14 protein-coding genes are annotated in these 15,960 nt (G+C 70.5%); 3 read left to right on the forward strand and 11 right to left on the reverse strand.

The features are described 5' to 3' along the window. Positions 1–93 precede the first annotated feature (93 nt). Both bldC and HDA32_RS00920 read right to left on the reverse strand, forming a co-directional pair. A complete protein-coding gene (gene bldC, locus HDA32_RS00915) occupies positions 94–297 on the reverse strand; it encodes a developmental transcriptional regulator BldC (RefSeq protein ID WP_017600591.1) in 204 nt (67 codons plus the stop codon). 657 nt (positions 298–954) lie between these two features. Continuing rightward, positions 955–1,893 carry a DUF8083 family protein gene (locus HDA32_RS00920; protein ID WP_179646380.1) on the reverse strand — a complete coding sequence of 313 codons (939 nt, stop codon included), beginning with the start codon at positions 1,891–1,893 and terminating at the stop codon, positions 955–957. A gap of 350 nt (positions 1,894–2,243) precedes the next feature. Between HDA32_RS00920 and HDA32_RS00925 the strand changes: the two genes are divergently transcribed. Then, a complete protein-coding gene (locus tag HDA32_RS00925; protein ID WP_179641359.1) occupies positions 2,244–2,513 on the forward strand; it encodes a DUF3073 domain-containing protein in 270 nt (89 codons plus the stop codon). Positions 2,514–2,716: 203 nt separating this feature from the next. Here the strand turns inward: HDA32_RS00925 and purM are convergent, their stop codons facing one another. From purM to HDA32_RS00940, 3 genes are all read right to left on the reverse strand, one after another. Then, complete coding sequence (gene purM, locus HDA32_RS00930; RefSeq protein ID WP_179641360.1) at positions 2,717–3,772, reverse strand: phosphoribosylformylglycinamidine cyclo-ligase; 1,056 nt, start codon at positions 3,770–3,772, stop codon at positions 2,717–2,719. Between the two features lie 120 nt (positions 3,773–3,892). Next, complete coding sequence (gene purF / locus HDA32_RS00935) at positions 3,893–5,341, reverse strand: amidophosphoribosyltransferase (RefSeq protein ID WP_218882680.1); 1,449 nt, start codon at positions 5,339–5,341, stop codon at positions 3,893–3,895. Positions 5,342–5,639: 298 nt separating this feature from the next. Next, positions 5,640–6,116 carry a sterol carrier family protein gene (locus HDA32_RS00940; protein ID WP_179641362.1) on the reverse strand — a complete coding sequence of 159 codons (477 nt, stop codon included), beginning with the start codon at positions 6,114–6,116 and terminating at the stop codon, positions 5,640–5,642. Between the two features lie 792 nt (positions 6,117–6,908). Between HDA32_RS00940 and HDA32_RS00945 the strand changes: the two genes are divergently transcribed. Next, on the forward strand, positions 6,909–7,526 hold the full coding sequence (locus tag HDA32_RS00945; protein WP_179641363.1) for a DUF47 domain-containing protein: 618 nt from the start codon (positions 6,909–6,911) through the stop codon (positions 7,524–7,526). A gap of 26 nt (positions 7,527–7,552) precedes the next feature. Beyond that, positions 7,553–8,551, forward strand: a complete 999-nt coding sequence (locus HDA32_RS00950) for an inorganic phosphate transporter (RefSeq protein ID WP_179641364.1) — start codon at positions 7,553–7,555, stop codon at positions 8,549–8,551. A 165-nt stretch (positions 8,552–8,716) separates the two neighbouring features. On the opposite strand, the gene pstB is transcribed toward HDA32_RS00950, so the two are convergent. The 6 genes from pstB to HDA32_RS00980 all read right to left on the reverse strand — a co-directional run bounded on the left by pstB (position 8,717) and on the right by HDA32_RS00980 (position 15,788). Next, positions 8,717–9,496: a phosphate ABC transporter ATP-binding protein PstB gene (gene pstB, locus HDA32_RS00955; RefSeq protein ID WP_179641365.1), complete on the reverse strand. Its 780-nt coding sequence runs from the start codon at positions 9,494–9,496 to the stop codon at positions 8,717–8,719. Positions 9,497–9,544: 48 nt separating this feature from the next. Beyond that, positions 9,545–10,639, reverse strand: coding sequence for a phosphate ABC transporter permease PstA (gene pstA / locus HDA32_RS00960; RefSeq protein ID WP_179641366.1), 1,095 nt, complete (start codon positions 10,637–10,639; stop codon positions 9,545–9,547). Next, positions 10,636–11,604: a phosphate ABC transporter permease subunit PstC gene (pstC, locus tag HDA32_RS00965; RefSeq protein WP_179641367.1), complete on the reverse strand. Its 969-nt coding sequence runs from the start codon at positions 11,602–11,604 to the stop codon at positions 10,636–10,638. The genes pstA and pstC overlap by 4 nt, the downstream gene beginning before the upstream one ends. Positions 11,605–11,981: 377 nt before the next feature. Next, the gene (gene pstS / locus HDA32_RS00970) at positions 11,982–13,100 is read right to left on the reverse strand and encodes a phosphate ABC transporter substrate-binding protein PstS (RefSeq protein WP_179641368.1); all 1,119 of its coding nucleotides are present in this window, start codon (positions 13,098–13,100) and stop codon (positions 11,982–11,984) included. Positions 13,101–13,381: 281 nt separating this feature from the next. Continuing rightward, on the reverse strand, positions 13,382–14,359 hold the full coding sequence (gene mshD / locus HDA32_RS00975) for a mycothiol synthase (protein ID WP_179641369.1): 978 nt from the start codon (positions 14,357–14,359) through the stop codon (positions 13,382–13,384). A gap of 343 nt (positions 14,360–14,702) precedes the next feature. After that, positions 14,703–15,788: a hypothetical protein gene (locus HDA32_RS00980; RefSeq protein ID WP_179641370.1), complete on the reverse strand. Its 1,086-nt coding sequence runs from the start codon at positions 15,786–15,788 to the stop codon at positions 14,703–14,705. Between the last annotated feature and the right edge of the window lie 172 nt (positions 15,789–15,960).

The raw sequence follows: 15,960 nt of genomic DNA on the forward strand, positions 1-15,960 counted from the left end.
GCCGAGGGCGGGTCGCACGCCTTCGCGACCCGCCCACGTTCATCAGGCGGCTTCCCCCGATCATCCCCCCGGATACGGCGCGGGAGGAGGAGGTTACTCGGTCCGCTGGTTGGGGATCCCGGCCAGCAGCGCGCGAACTTCGGTCTCGCGGTAGCGGCGGTGGCCGCCCAGCGTCCGGATCGAGGTCAGCTTGCCCGCCTTCGCCCAGCGCGTGACGGTCTTGGGGTCCACGCGGAACATGGTGGCAACCTCGGCAGGGGTCAACAGGGGCTCCGCCTCAGGCGTGCGAGTTGACATGTGTACGGCCTCTCCTCCTGGATCTGTGTGGCGATCCTGAGCCTTATCCTGGCACTTGGCCCGGATGTCCAATATTGCCCTCTAGGTCTATATTGGCATCACCCGAGGTGATTACGCGACCACTTACCGCGACTTTGTTGGATGGGAGATCCCAAAGCCGCCCATGAGACGCGTCACGCTGAGTGATTCTAGCGACACGTTTAGTGGCATGTGGCGTATTCGGTCAAAACTTCGTTCTCCGGCCCTGTTTTTCTCGATCCGGCGGGCCGAAAGTGCTAGGGGATTCGGCCTCAAATCGTGGTGAGCCGGTGGGGCGGACGTGGCCACCGATCCGTCCACCAGCTTCTTCACGAGCTCGGCCGGCGTGGTCGGTGCGTACGTCAACGGTGATCGACGGCTCTCTCACGCCGCGCCCGTCGACGACGCGGTATGGGTTTTCGGTTACTCAGAGTGCACTCTGTAACGAGTTAGACACAGTCTACGTCGAGATCTATAGGACGGTATGCCCAATTTCGGCAAAGTTGATGCCAACTGTGCCGCTCGTCCCTAGGTATCCCACCTCTACCCGTTACGGAATAAGAATCACGTCAGCAAAAACCTGGAAGCCCAGGTCGCCGACGGCGTCCGAGGCGGCCTCCGGAACGCTCCACCGCGTCCTCAGTTGGCGTGCTCCAGCGCCTGCACCGCCCGCCAGCGCCGGATCAGCCGCTGGTACATCGCCAGCGTCAGCTCCTCCTGGTCGGTCTCCAGGCCGGTGATCGCGGCGGCGACCTCCGCGACCGACTGGTCCTCGCGCAGGTCGTCGTCGTCCAGCAGGCGCACCAGGCCGCCGTAGTCGAGTTCGAGGAGCGCCCGCGGATGGGCGACGCCGGCCAGCCAGTCGTCCAACTGCTCCGTAGCGGCCAGGGCGGTCGCCTCGCCCAGGGCGGCGCGCATCACCGCCACCGCGCGGGCCAGCCGCCGCCGCGCCTCGGCCACCTCCGTCACGTACAGCATCGTCCGGGTCGGCTCCGGGATCGAGGCCGGGCGCAGCCGGTCGTCCTGCGCCGGTGAACCGCCGGCCGGGTGGCGGGACCGGGAGTCGGCCTCGTCGCGCACGGCGGTCTGCCCGGTGTCCGTGCCCAGCACCAGGCAGCGCTCATCGGCGTCGAACGGCGCGAACCACGGCAGCGGAACGGTCCAGGTGCTGGTCAGGATCTGGGTGCGCAGCCGCTCCCCCTGCTCGCGCCAGCGCTCGAAGGCGCCTTCGGCGGCCTCGGCGACGGAGTCGGGCACGAACGCCGGGCTCAGGGCTGCGGGCGTCGCCGAGCGGAACTCCCGGAACGCCAGCCACGAGCGCAGCCGGGTCTGCCACGGGCAGATGAACAGCTCCGAACCCGCCCTGCGCACGTAGGCGTCGCCGCTCTCCGAGCCCGGTGCGACGACCGGAGGCGTGGCCACCATGCGCCGCAGGCTCTCCTCGTGCTCGGCCGCCACGGCCCCCACCCTGCGCGGGCGGTGCGGGGAGTCCGCGTAGGCCCGCCAATAGGCCCGCTCCCGGCTCGAAAAGGCGGTAATGGGCTGGTAGACGCGGAGATAGGCGGTGTAGGGCAGCACGAACGCATCGTGGCATATATCGTGGCCGGTGGCACTCACCGACCGAGCGTCCGGGCGGGCGGCATCGGCCCGCCGGAGGCCTCCTGAACCTGAGGGGCGGTGGGCGCGGACGCGCGAGCGCGCGGCGCCGGCGGCGCCCGTCGGCGAGGCGGTCGGCGCCGCCCGTGTGCCGGGTGGCACGATCGGTTATGCCCGGGCGGCGTAGGCAGGTTGGTTCCAAACCGGGTACGGTTGTATCCGTACGTAAGCTGGCGCCTGTCGTCAGTGCGGTGACGGCCGTCAGCCCGGCATTGCGGTTTTGCTAGTGATCTGGGGTTTGGGAAAACCCAATCGTTGAGGGGGTCGAGCCAATGGGGCGCGGCCGAGCCAAGGCCAAGCAGCAGAAGGTCGCCCGGCGGTTGAAGTACAGCGCCGGTGGTACCGACCTTGACCGGCTGCGGGCAGAGCTGGGTGTCGCTGAGGAAGAAGTGTCGCCGTCGGAGTCCTCGGGCTCCCCGGACGACAACTATGAAGACCCTTACGACGACCTGGTCGACCGTTATGCGGACTATGCCGACAAGCCGGTGGGCGGCGACGATTCAACGGGGGAAGAGTCCGAGCGTTCGGACCGCTTTCGCTAGCCCGTTGGACCGGGCCGCCGGCACAGCGCATGGTCCGTTTAACCGGGTCCGCTGATAGCAGGCAGACACAGCCGGTTCGATCCACGCCCGTGGATCGGGCCGGCTCGTCTGTGTCCGGCGACGGGGCGGCCGCCTCCCGCCGACCGTCCGACGGGCCCCGGTCCGGCCCCGCGGAGACGGGACCGGACTCCGGCCGCGCGCCGCTACGCGTGCTCACCGTCGATCCGTACCCGTCCGGTGCCCGATGTGACCGATCCCACGGTCCACGCCTCCAGTCCGCGCTCGGCCAGCAGCGCGACCGCCCGCTCGGCGGTGTCGGGCGCGACGATCGCGACCATCCCCACGCCCATGTTGAACGTGGCCTCCATGTCCTCGCGCGACACCCCGCCGCGGTCGGCGATGAAGGAGAACACCGGTGCCGGCGTCCACGTCGAGCGGTCCAGCACGGCGTCGGCGGTGCCGGGGAGCGAGCGGGCCAGGTTCGAGGCGAGTCCGCCGCCGGTGACGTGGGAGAACGCGTGCACCTCCGCCCCGGCGATGAGGGCCAGGCAGTCCTTGGAGTAGACCCGGGTCGGGGTCAGCAGGACCTCGCCCAGCACGCCGCCGAGTTCGGGGACGTGCGCGTGCAGGTCCAGGCCGGCCCGGTCGATCACGTGCCGGATCAGTGAGTAGCCGTTGGAGTGCGGGCCGGACGAGGCCATGGCGATGACCGCGTCCCCTTCGCGGACCCGGTCCGGGCCGAGGATCGCGTCGGCCTCGACGACGCCGGTGCCGGCGCCCGCGAGGTCGTACTCGTCCGCCGCCATCGCGCCGGGGTGCTCCGCTGTCTCGCCGCCGATCAGCGCACATCCGGCCTGCTGACAGCCTTCGGCGATGCCGCCGACGATCTCGGCGATCCGCTCCGGCACGACCGAGCCGCACGCGATGTAGTCGGTCATGAAGAGCGGTTCGGCGCCGCTGACGACGAGGTCGTCGACGACCATGCCGACGAGGTCGACGCCGATCGTGTCGTGCCGGTCCATCGCCTGCGCGAGCAGCACCTTGGTGCCCACGCCGTCGGTGGACGTCGCGAGCACCGGCGCGCCGTACTTGGCGACGTCGAGCCGGAACAGTCCGGCGAAGCCGCTGGCGTCCGTGACGAGCTCGGGCCTGCGGGTGCGCGCCACGTGCTTCTTCATCAGGTCGACCGCGCGCTCCCCCGCGGCGATGTCGACTCCGGCCGCGGCGTACGCCGGAGTGGTGTTGGCACCCTCTGCCACGCGAAACCTCTCAGTTGATCGGCTTGCCCCGCTGCTCCTCCCGGACGTCCCTCTCCTCGGTCCGGCCGTGGACCCAGCGGAGCCCTTGCCCCGGGCGAGGCCCGGGGGACGGATGAGGAACTACCGGGCGGACGGCGTCAGCGGTCCGCTGTCGGGCACGCCGCAGGACTTCTCCAGCAGATACTTGCCGCGGGAGTCCTCGTCGACCTCGATCGGGTACACGCCGTCGAAGCAGGCGCGGCAGAGCCGGTTCTTGGGCAGCTCGGTGGCCGAGACCAGCTCGTCGAGGTCGATGTAGGCCAGGGAGTCGGCGCCGATCGACGCGCGGATCTCCTCGGTGGAGAGGTTGCCGGCGACCAGTTCGGCCTTGGTGGCGAAGTCGACGCCGTAGTAGCACGGCCACTGCACCGGCGGGCTGGAGATGCGCACGTGCACCTCGCGCGCTCCGGCCTCGCGCAGCATGCGGACCAGCGCCCGCTGCGTGTTGCCCCGCACGATGGAGTCGTCGACGACGATCAGGCGCTTGCCGGCGATGACGTCGCGCAGCGGGTTGAGCTTGAGCCGGATGCCCAGCTCCCGCAGCGTCTGGCTGGGCTGGATGAACGTCCGGCCCACGTAGGAGTTCTTGACGAGGCCCTGGGCGAACGGGATGCCGCTGCCCTCGGCGTAGCCGACGGCGGCCGGGGTGCCGGACTCCGGCACCGGGATGACGATGTCGGCCTCCACCGGGTGCTGCTTGGCCAGCCGGCGGCCCACCTCGACGCGGGTGCTGTTGACGTTGCGACCGGCGATCGTGGTGTCGGGCCTGGCGAGGTAGACGTACTCGAACAGGCAGCCCTTGGGCTGGGCCGGGGTGAAGCGCAGGGACCGGACGCCGCGCTCGTCGATCGTCAGCATCTCGCCGGGCTCGACCTCGCGGACCGCGGTGGCGCCGACGATGTCGAGCGCGGCGGTCTCGCTGGCCACCACCCAGCCGCTGTCCAGCCGGCCGAGGACGAGGGGCCGGACGCCCTGGGGGTCCCTGGCCGCGTACAGCGTCCGCTCGTCCATGAAGACCACCGAGAACGCCCCTCGCACCTGCGGCAGCAGCTCCATGGCGGCGTCCTCGGTGGTGCGGTCCGGGTTGATCGCGAGGAGGCTGGTGAGGACCTCGGTGTCGGTGGTGGCGCCGAGCCGGTCCGACGGCAGCATCGCCGCGAGTTCCGGGGTGTTGATGAGGTTGCCGTTGTGGCCGAGGGCGAGTCCGCCCTCACGGGCGGTGTAGAAGGTCGGCTGCGCGTTCTCCCACACCGGTGATCCGGTGGTGGAGTAGCGGCAGTGGCCGATGGCCAGGTGCCCACGCAGCGAATCGAGGGTCGCCTCGTTGAAGACCTGGGAGACGAGCCCCATGTCCTTGTAGACGAGGATGCGCTCGCCGTCGCTCAGGGCGATGCCCGCTGACTCCTGCCCGCGGTGCTGCAGTGCGTAGAGACCGAAATAGGTGAGCTTGCTGACTTCTTCGCCGGGAGCCCAGACCCCGAACACTCCGCAGGCGTCCTGCGGTCCGCGTTCGAGTGGATCGATGTCCATGCTGAGCCGGCCGTCGGGATGCGACACGCCACTAGCTTAGTGGCTGATCACGGCGGCGGGGCCAGGCGGGGGGCGAACGAGAGGGAGAGCACGTTCGCGCCGGGCCCTCTGACCGGCCGTGAGGTGGAGACGGGTCCCTTCAGCCCGCAGGCCGAGTGGACGACCTCATCGGGCTGTGACCGCTGCGTCCGCGGGCGGGGCGGGACCTTCAGGACCCGGGGCCGCTGTGCCGTCGGCGGCTTGCGCGCACCGCGGCGGCCGCCCCCTTCCCTGGGCGCACCCGATCGCCGGACATCGGTCAGTGGCCCGCTCGGGGCGGCCACAGGGGGAGCAGGGCCGTGAGGTCGGCGCGGACGCCGCTGGCGGTGACGCGGTGGCCGGCGACGGCCTCCTCCCACGTGATACGCCCCATGGCCAGGGCGAGCCAGGTCGTCGGCCCGGTCTCCACGACGCCCGGCGGGGTCCCGCGGGTGTGCCGGGGGCCCTCCAGGCACTGCACGGCGCCGAACGGCGGGACCCGGACCTCCAGGGAGTGGCCGGGAGCGCGCTCGGCGAGTTCGGCGAGCGTGCCCCGGACGGCGGCGCGCACCGCGGCCCGGACGGGCTCGGTCCCGGCGTCCCCGGCGCGCAGCACGGCCGCGGCGCACGCCTCCAGCACCAGGGCGGGCCGGTCCGGCCCCGAGTAGGAGGGCTCGCCCAGCGCGGTGAGCTGGTCGTCCAGAGCGGTGCGCAGGGCCGCCTGCCGACGCTGCGCGGCGGTGGGCTTCGGTGACATGGAGACGAGATTAGAGCCTGGCGGGGCCCGACCGCCGAAGGCGTGGGCCGGTGAAGGCTGCGGCGAGGCGCGGCCCTTTGATGCGGACCGGTGCGTTTTCCTGCCGGGGTGGGCCCCGGCATCGGCGCATCGGTGGCGGGTGGGTGTGGCAGGGGCCGCATTTTCCCGGCAGCCGCATTGGCGGGCGTCGGCCCCGGTTGTCCACAGGCCTGTGGACGGGGTCGGGTGACGTTCCCGACAAGGCCGGGTCGGCTCCCGTGTGGCCCCCTTCCCGCTCTGACTTCCTCTCTTGTCACGATCGCGAAACGATCCGGCCGGGCCGGCGCCTTCGCGCCGGCCCCGACCTGCGGGGTGGAGGGAGGTAAGTGATCGTATGGACGGTTGCCCTCGGGAACGAAGCCGCTCAAACTGGCACTTGGGAAAACTTGTCCCGACCGGCCGATTAACCTCATGTGTCGCGATGGCGGTGTGAGCCCCTGAGAGCGCGGTGAACCATGTGTTCTACTGTGATTCGCGTCCCGTTTGCACACTTCGTCGTATCGGCGGGAAAACGGGGCCGGTTCCGCGCAAAACCCGCATGTCGGGGTGGGGTGGTTAGGATGAATACCCCCGCTACGTCGGCATTCGGCGACGAACGGTGTGCTCCAAGTGAACATTGAGTGACGCGCCCCCGGGCATGGGCAAGGGGGCGTGCGTGGTCACGCCCGAGGAGGGGGATGTGACCCGTTTGCCCGATTGGTGCCAATAGCATCCGAACGGACCGCGAGCCACTTCGCACTTCGGGAGAGAGATGTGCGTCTGCGCCTGACTCCGCGCGATGACAGCTACTACGAGATGTTCGCGGACTCCGCGAACAACCTGGTCATAGCGGCACGCCTGCTGGTGGAGCTGATCAGCGACGGCGCCGACCGGGACGCCATCACCGAGAAGATGCGTGCCTGCGAACACGCCGGTGACGAGCGCACCCACACGATCATGCGACGGCTCAACGAGAGCTTCGTGACCCCCTTCGACCGCGAGGACATCTACCGACTCGCCTCCTGCCTCGACGACGTCATGGACTCGATGGAGGCCGCGGTCGACCTCATCGGCCTCTACCGGCTCGACCGCCTGCCCAAAGGCATCATCGACCAGGTCGAGGTCCTGGAACGCGCGGCCGAGCTGACCTCGGAGGCCATGCCCCGCCTCCGCTCGATGAAGGATCTGACCAGCTACTGGATCGAGATCAACCAGCTTGAGAACCAGGCCGACCAGATCTACCGGCGGCTGCTCGCCCACCTGTTCAGCGGCGAGTACGACGCCCTCACCGTGCTGAAGCTCAAGGACGTCATCGAGGAGCTGGAGACCGCGGCCGACGCCTTCGAACACGTGGCCAACACCGTCGAGAGCATCGCGGTCAAGGAGTCCTAGAGAGCCCCGACCGAAATCCACGCCAAGTGCCCCCCGAAACCTCGGCGCTGATCGCCGTCGTCGCCGTCGCGCTCGTGTTCGCCTACACCAACGGCTTCCACGACGCGGCGAACTCCATCGCCACCTCGATCTCCACCCGGGCGCTCACGCCGCGCGTCGCCGTCGTCATGGCGGCGGTGATGAACATGGTCGGCGCCTTCCTCGGCGAAGGCGTGGCGCGCACCATCGGGCAGAACATCATCGTCCCGCCGGAGGGGACGCACGGCCTCACCGTGCTGTTCGCCGCCCTGGTCGGCGCGATCACGTGGAACGTGCTGACCTGGTACAAGGGCATGCCCTCCTCCGCCTCCCACGCCCTGGTCGGCGGCCTGCTCGGGGCGGCGCTGGCTTCGGCGACGACCGTCGAATGGCGGGGCGTGGGCACCAGCTTCGCGATCCCGATGCTGCTGTCGCCGCTGATCGGCGGGCTCCTGGGCTACCTGGTGATGCTGGCGATCCTGTGGGCCTTCCGCGACGCCAGCCCGCGCCGGGTGGGGCGCCGGTTCAAGCTCGCGCAGAGCGTCTCGGCCGCGGCCATGGCGCTGGGCAACGGGCTCCAGGACGCCCAGAAGACCATGGGCGTGGTCGTGCTGGCCCTGGTGACCACCGGCTACCAGCAGGACTACGACGTCCCCACCTGGACGGTGGTCGCGGCGGCGCTGGCGATGTCGGCCGGCACCGCGACCGGCGGCTGGCGCATCATGCGCACCCTGGGCCACCGGGTGATCCAGCTCGACGCGCCGAAGGGGTTCGCGGCCGAGGCCACGGTCTCGGTCATCGCCTACGCCACGTCCTTCATCTGGCACGTGCCGATCTCCAGCACGCACACCATCACCTCGGCGATCGTCGGAGTGGGCGCCACCCGCAGGCTCTCCGCCGTCCGCTGGGGCGTGGCCGGCGACATCGTGGCGACCTGGATCCTGACCCTGCCCGGAGCCGCCCTCATCTCGGCCCTGACCTACGCACTGGTGCGGCTCGTCGGCTAGAAGACCACCGAAGGTCCTGCCGTGCGCCTCGGCGCATGTGGTCGGGGTCGCAAGCCCCCTTCGGCGGAGGCGGCGAACCCGCGAAGCGCGAACGGCGGCGGGTCCGCCGACCCGCCGCCGTTCTCCGCGGCCTTCCGGTGCCGTCCGGCGCCGGTGCGTCTCTCGTTACCCGAAGCGACCCGTGATGTAGTTCTCGGTCTCCTTCTGCTCGGGCTTGGTGAAGATCTTGTTGGTCTCGCCCATCTCGATGAGCCGGCCGGGCTTGCCCGTGCCGGCCAGGTTGAAGAACGCCGTCGTGTCGCTGACCCGGGCGGCCTGCTGCATGTTGTGCGTGACGATGACGATCGTGTAGTTCTCCTTGAGCTTGGCGATCAGGTCCTCGATCGCCAGCGTGGAGATCGGGTCCAGCGCCGAGCAGGGCTCGTCCATGAGCAGCACGGCGGGCTCGACCGCGATGGCGCGGGCGATGCACAGGCGCTGCTGCTGGCCGCCGGACAGACCGGCGCCGGGCCGGTTGAGCCGGTCCTTGACCTCGTCCCACAGGTTCGCGCCGTGCAGCGAGCGCTCCACGACCTCGTCGGCCCTGCTCTTGGACATCCGCTGGTTGTTCAGCTTCGCGCCGGCGATGACGTTGTCGTAGATCGACATCGTCGGGAACGGGTTGGGGCGCTGGAACACCATGCCGACCTCGCGGCGCACCGCCACCGGGTCGACCTCGGGAGCGTAGACGTCCTGGTCGTCCAGCATGACCTTGCCCTGGACGCGGGCGCCCGGAGTCACCTCGTGCATGCGGTTGAGCGTGCGCAGGAAGGTCGACTTGCCGCAGCCGGAGGAGCCGATGAACGCGGTCACCGACCGGGGCTCGATGGTCATCGACACGTCCTCGACGGCCAGGAAGTCGCCGTAGTAGACGTGGAGTCCGGAGACGTCAATGCGTTTCGCCACTGCTCATTCCTCAGGTTCTCAAAGCTTGTTCGTCTGACGTGGAGGGCTTTAGCGCCCGAGTTTCGGGGCGAAGAACCGCGAGACCAGCCGGGCGACCAGGAACAGCAGCATGACGATGATGATCAGCGTCAGTGCGGCGGCCCAGGCCCGCTCGTAGTTGACGGCGCCGCCCATCCGGACCTGCGCGTAGATGAAGACCGGCAGGCTCATCATCTGCCCGTTGAACAGGTTCCAGTTGATGGCCACGGCCGAGGTGCCCGCCGTGAGGATCAGTGGTGCCGTCTCCCCGATAACGCGCGCCAGGGCCAGCATGATTCCGGTCGTGATGCCTGCGATCGCCGTCGGCAGCACCACCTTGACGATGGTGAGCCACTTGGGCACGCCCAGCGCGTAGGAGGCCTCGCGCAGCTCGCTCGGCACGAGTTTGAGCATCTCCTCGCAGGAGCGGACCACGACCGGGATCATCAGCACCGACAGCGCGATCGCGCCGGCCGCGCCGTTGGTGTTGCCGGGGCCGAAGAACATGATCCACAGCGCCACGACGAAGAGGCCCGCGACGATCGAGGGGATGCCGGTCATGACGTCGACGAAGAAGGTGATCGCCTGCTTGAGCCGGCCGCGGCCGTACTCCACCAGGTAGATCGCCGTCATCAGGCCGATCGGGATCGAGATCAGGGCGGCGAACCCGGTGATGAAGACGGTGCCGACGATCGCGTGATAGACGCCGCCGGCGTCCATGCTCGGGATGACGCCGTTCATGGACACGCTCAGGAAGTAGCCGTCGAGCCGCACCAGGCCCTTGACGACCACCGTCCACAGCAGCGAGACCAGCGGCACCATGGCCAGGCCGAAGCAGGCGTAGACGACCGCGGTGACCAGCCGGTCCTTGGCCTTGCGGCCGTTCTCCACGATGGAGGCGGCGACCGTGATGGCGACCATGTACGCCAGGAACGTGACCACGGCGAACAGCGGGACGTTGAACGTGCCCAGGGCGGACAGCGCGAGGCCGGCGACCGCCGCCAGGACCACCAGCAGCACCGGCGGGAAGAAGCGCGGCAGGGTTCCGCTGAGCAGGGCGGGCTGCTTCAGGCGCGGCCCGTCGCCGGGGGTGCCGACGGGAGTCTGTTTGGTCGGGGTGGTCATGACGAGAACTCCTTGCGACGCGCGACGACGAACCGCGCGGCCATGTTGACGACCAGGGTGATCGCGAAGAGCACAAGACCGGCCGCGATCAGCGCCGACACCCCGTATCCGGTGGCCTCGGGGTACTGCAGCGCGATGTGCGCGGCGATGGTCTGGTTGCCGCTCTGCAGCAGGAACCAGGAGATGACCAGCGAGGGGGACAGGATCATGGCGACCGCCATGGTCTCGCCGAGCGCGCGGCCCAGGCCGAGCATGGCGCCGCCGATGACGCCGGGGCGGCCGAACGGGATGACCGCCGTGCGGATCATCTCCCAGCGGGTGGCGCCCAGCGCCAGCGCGGCCTCCCGGTGGGCCTGCGGGACCTGGTGGAAGACGTCCCGCGACATCGCGGTGATGATCGGCAGGATCATCACGGCGAGCACGAGCCCGGCCGTCAGCATGGTCCTGCCGGTCGTGGACACCGGGCCGGCGAACAGCGGAATCCAGCCGAGGTACTCCTCCAGCGTCACGTAGAACGGCCCGAGCTGGTCGACCAGCCAGCCGATGCCCCACAGGCCGTAGACGACGCTGGGGATGGCGGCGAGCAGGTCCACCAGGTAGCCCAGGACGGCGGCGACGCGGCGGGGGGCGTAGTAGACGATGAACAGCGCGATGCCGATGGCGATGGGGGTCGCGATCAGCAGGGCGATGGCCGCGGCGAGCACGGTGCCGAAGACCAGGGCGACGATGCCGAAGGCCGGATTCTCGCGGACGTTGGCGTCCCACTCGCTGGTGGTGAAGAAGTTCGCGGTGTTGGCGCTCAGCGAGTCGTAGGACTGCCCGATGAGGAACGCCGCGACACCCGCCAGGATCGCCAGGATCAGGATTCCCGATCCCTTGGCGCTGTTGGCGAAGATGACGTCGCCGATCCGACGTTTGCCCTTGGGTACCCGGGCCGTCGTAGACGAGTCTTCCTTGGTGGTCATGTGAGACTCCGGTCGAGGTGGTTCAATTCTCGCCCCTGGGCGAACGCCGTGCGCCGGCGTCTTCCTGACAGGCGATGGTGGCGGGGCCTGTTACATTCTGGAGCTTGCCCGGTGGGGCTCTGAACGCACCGGGCAGCCGATGTCGGAACCGGACCGCGGGCCGCCGCGGCCGCCGCGGGCACCGCGGTCCCCGGCGCCACGGCGTGGCACCGGGGCCGCCGGCCGTCCCGCGACGGCCCGGCCGCCGCGCGTGGTGGCGGTCACGCACGGCGACGTCCGTGCACCGGCTTTTAGCGGTGGATGACCAAACGCCGCTAAGGCGGGGCTCCCACCCATCGGTGTGAGCCCCACCCAAGTCATGGTCGGCGCTGAGGGGATCAGGCGCCTGCCGTGATGCCGTCGATGGTGGACTGGATCTTCTCCCGGGTGGCGTCGGAGATCGGCGCGGAGCCCGCCTCATCGGCGGCGGCCTGCTGGCCCTCCTCACTGGCCACGTAGCTCAGGAAGCTCTTGACCAGGTCGGCCTCGGCCTGGTCGGCGTACTCCATGCAGGCGATCTCGTAGCTGATCAGCACGATCGGGTAGGCGTCGGCGTCCTCGGTGAGGTAGTCGAGCTCGACCGCGTGGTCGTTCTCGGTGTTGCCCTCGCGCTCGGGGGAGGCGTCCACGATCGCGGACGCGGCCTCGGGGCTGTACTCGACGAACTCCCCGCCGACGCCGACGGCCACGGTGCCGAGCTCGCCCACGTGCGAGGCGTCGACGTAGCCGATGGTGCCCTCGCCGCCCTCGATGGCGGAGACGACGCCGGAGGAGCCCTGCGCGGCTTCGACCGGCTCGATCGGCCAGTCGCCGCTGACCTCGTGCGGCCAGGCGTCGCCGGCGGCCTCGGACAGGTAGGCGGCGAAGTTCTCGGTGGTGCCGGACTCGTCGGAGCGGTTCACCGGGATGATGTCGGTGTCGGGCAGCTCGACGTCGGGGTTGTCGGCCGCGATCGCCTCGTCGTTCCAGGTGGTGATCTCCTGGTTGAAGATGCCGGCGATCACCTCGGGCGTGAGGTTGAGGGAGTCGACCCCCTCCAGGTTGAAGGTGACGGCGATCGGGCTGATGTAGGCGGGGAGGTTGACGACCTCGGAGCCGTTGCAGCGCTCGGTGGCCTGCTCGGTCTCGGTCTCGTCCAGCGCGGCGTCGGAGCCGGCCCAGGCCACGGCGCCCTCGATGAACTGGGAGCGCCCGGCTCCCGAACCCACCGCGTCGTAATTCACCGTGGTGCCCTCGCAGGCGCCGGTGTAGGCGGCGATCCAGGCCGCAACGGCGTTCTCCTGCGCGCTGGATCCCGCGCCGGCGAGGGTGCCGCCGCCGTCGACGCATTCGGCGCTGCCCGCGGCCGCGGTGCCGCCGTCGCCCGGGTTCACCGCCTGGTCGCTGCCGCAGGCGGTGAGCGCAAGGGCGCCGGCGAGTGCCACTCCCGCGAATTGGCCATACCTAGAGAGCTTCACAGCCCCGGTGTCCTTCCTCTGGACTTGGTCACCTTTGGGCGAGTCCGGCTGAGGACCCCGCCAAATGTGAAGGTAGGCAGGCCAGGTGACCAGCCATACCAGTCAGGGTGAACAAGGAGTGAACGACGCGGCGCGACTCCGGTAAAAAAAGACGGCTCATCGATGTCAACCAGGTGAACGGCGCCCATTTTGGGAAAAATGTCCGCTTATGGCCTGCGATGATCACCCCGGGAGCATCGACTGGGCGCGTTTCGTGATCGCTCCGACCGGGGCGCGAAACCTCACTTCACGGGTACGGCGTACATCACATCGGCGTCCCAGAGGGTGAACCCCAGGGACTCGTACAGTCGCACCGCGACGGGGTTCTCCTCCTCGACGTAGAGCAGCACCCACGGCAGCCCGCGGTCGCGCAGGTGGCGCAGCCCCGTCAGGGTGAGCTCGCGCCCCAGGCCGGTGCCCTGCCAGTCGGGGTCCACGCCGACGACGTAGACCTCGCCCACGGGCTCATCGGCGAGGCCGGCGCCGTCGGCGTGCGTCTTGGTCCAGTGGAAGCCGGCGATCCGGCCGCTGGAGCGGTCGGCGGCGACGAAGAACCCGGCCGGATCGAACCACGCCTCGGCCTCGCGCTGCCGGAGGTCGTCGAGCGTGATGCCGCCCTGCTCCGGATGGTCGGCGAAGGCGCGGGCGTTGGTCCGCAGCCACTCCTGCTCGTCCCGGCCGACGGCGAAGGGGCGGATGTCCAGCCGCTCCCTGGCCTCGTCGGAGAGCCGGGCCCCGGAGAGGGCCGGGGTGTTCGCGGAGTCGGCGCCGCGCAGTGCGAGGCGCATCTTCAGCAGCCCGCGCACCTGCTCGGCGGCGGCCGAACGGGCCAGCGCCCGCGCGCCGGGCAGTCCGCCGTGCGCCCACACGCGCAGGCCGCGCCCCTCGCTCTCGTCCGCGAGCGAGTTCAGCAGCCACGTCCCGTACCCGTGCAGCCGCCGACCCGGGGCGACGACGAGCTCGCCCGAATCCGGTCCGCCGTCGGGGGAGCGCTCGGCGAAACCGAAACCGGCGAGCCGCTCCGCGTCGCCTTCGGCCTCCTCGTACAGGAGGTGGAAGCGCACGTCGGCGCCGCCCGCCTGCGCGCCGTGCCGGACGCGCAGCAGCGTCTGCTCCGACAGCGGGGCGATGCCGTCGTGCTCCCGCGCACTCTCCGCGAGGGCGAGCACGGCCTCGACCCGTGCGGACTCCAGCGCTTCGGTGATGTGGATGTGGCTCATGCCCCGAGCCTATGGGGCGGGCCTTCGGGGCTGAGACTCCGGCCGCAGAGGGTTGAACCCCGGCCCGAGGACGCGACCGCACACCGCAGCCTTGGGCGCCGGGCCGAAACCGGGGTGTCGGTCCGCGCCCACGGTGTCGGCGTGCGCTTCGCGCGCGTGAGGGCGATTTTGCGTCTATGGGCCTTCGGCCACGCGAGAGAATCGCCCACCCGCACGCCATCCCTCCTGGGGCGAGCCTTCACGACCCCCTGAAGTCAAGGTCTCTTCCACCTCTCCTGGGGCGAGCCTTACCAACCCCTGTGGCCTGGGCCGCAGACCCCTTGAGTAGCGGGGGCCATCCGCATCAGCCCCTGCGGCGGCGGCCCTTGTAGGCCGTGCCGGTGCGGACCCGCCGGACCGGGGCGAGCGGGGCCGAGAGCAGCAGCAGGAGCAGCAGGAACAGCAGCAGCACGCTCGGCGACATCACGCCGCGCCCGTCGTCGGCCTCGGCCGCCACGGTGCTCGCGTCGTCGCCGTCCTCCTCACCCGGCTCCACCATCGGCAGGTCGGCCAGGTCGTCCGAAGGGCCGTCAGGGTCGACCGAGGGCAGGTCGAGGTCGCCGGTCGGCAGCGAGGGGCGGTCCGCGCCGCCGCCACCGAAGTCCGACGTCGACACGGGGCTGTGCGGAGGTGCGGCGGGCCGGTCGGCGGCGGGGGAGTCGTCCTCGTCGCGGTCGGGCTCGCGGATCGACGAGGGGGGGCCGCCGCCGTCCCCATCGCCGCTGCCGCCGCCGCTCTCCGGCCCGCCGTTGTCGCCGCCGGACGAGGGCGTCGTGGGATCGGGCGAGGGGGTGCCTTCCGTGGACGTGGGGTCGGGGTCCTCGGTCGGCGTGGGGTCGGGGTCCTCGGTGGGCGAGGGCGAGGGGTCGGGGTCCTCCGTGGGCGTGGGCGAGGGTGAGGGCTCCTCAGGCGGGTCCGTGGGCGAGGGGGAGGGGTCGGGGTCCTCGGTGGGAGTGGGAGAAGGCGTGGGCGTGGGATCGGGCGAGGTGACCGTGACGGGCGCCGGTGCCGAGGAGGCGGTCTTCCGGTCGTCCTCGGGGGCGGCCTTACAGTCGGCGTCCTCGTCGACCACGGCGTAGGTGACCGTGGCGGTCACCTCGCCCGACTCCTCGGGTGCTCCGGTCACCTCCGCGCGCGCCGGCGCGCGCGGGGAGCTCAGGTCTCCCACGGAGAAGCCGGCGTCGGCGGTCGCGTCGTACAGGCACGTCTTCTCGTCGTCGGCCCCGGTGACCCTAAGGGTCAGGGACGCCGTCTCCCCGGGCGCGACGGTGGTCCGCTCCGGCTTCAGCACGACGTCGGGGCCGGTGTCGGCGGCGAAGGCGGGAAGGGCGGGGATCAGCGTGCACCCGACGAACACCGCTCCGAGCGGAACTCCCGCGAGTGCTCGCATGGGAATCCGGGGCGCGTGACCGCCCTTGCCGCTCACCATGAGCCACGTCCTCCTCAGCCGCGCCGCCGCCTTCCGCCGGTGAGGAACCCACCTGCCACGGTGACGCCCGTCCCGGCCTGGTGGTTGACGTACTGCGACCGGTTCCACACCCGGCGCGATCGCACAACGCCAA

Origin of the sequence: Spinactinospora alkalitolerans, assembly GCF_013408795.1 — a bacterium.
GTDB classification, from domain to species: Bacteria; Actinomycetota; Actinomycetes; order Streptosporangiales; family Streptosporangiaceae; genus Spinactinospora; species Spinactinospora alkalitolerans.